The following is a 544-nucleotide window of genomic DNA, read 5'->3' on the forward strand; positions in this document are numbered from 1 at the left end:
GGTTCCTCCACCACGCGGACTCCGGTGAAAGTTCCGGCGTTGGGCGGGGTGACCGCAATTGATGCGGGTTCCCAGTTCACGTGCGCCGTGGCAGGGGGCGGGACCGTCTCCTGCTGGGGTCGCAGCATTTATGGTGAGTCCTCTGCCATCACCTATCGGACGCCGGTGAAGATGGAGGGAGTGAGCGGAGCCACCGCGATCACCGCTGGCGGCCACGCGTGTGCGGCACTGGCCGACGACCGCGTTTCCTGCTGGGGTTATCACCACGGGAGGCCCATCGGCGGTTATGACCACCAGTACTTCCCAGAGGCCATTGAAGGGTTGAACGGAGTCACCGCGGTCAGCAGCGGGAGAAACCACTCGTGTGTGGTGGTGGAAGATGTGACCGCGCACTGTTGGGGAATCAACCAGGACGGGCGACTCGGTGACGGCACCACCATTAACCGATCGACTCCCGTCCGGGTGACCGGGCTCGGGACCGGTACCGGTTAGGACTACTCGCAGTAACGTCCCCGCCACTGCCGGGCACAAGATTGGCGATTGA

1 protein-coding gene is annotated in these 544 nt (G+C 64.2%); it reads left to right on the plus strand.

What is annotated here, in order from left to right:
* Nucleotides 1-48 precede the first annotated feature (48 nt).
* Nucleotides 49-492, plus strand: coding sequence for an RCC1 domain-containing protein (locus H483_RS40580; protein ID WP_371204277.1), 444 nt, complete (start codon nt 49-51; stop codon nt 490-492).
* The last annotated feature ends 52 nt before the right edge of the window (nt 493-544 follow it).

Source organism: Dietzia sp. UCD-THP, assembly GCF_000349585.1.
Lineage (GTDB): Bacteria > Actinomycetota > Actinomycetes > Mycobacteriales > Mycobacteriaceae > Dietzia > Dietzia natronolimnaea_A.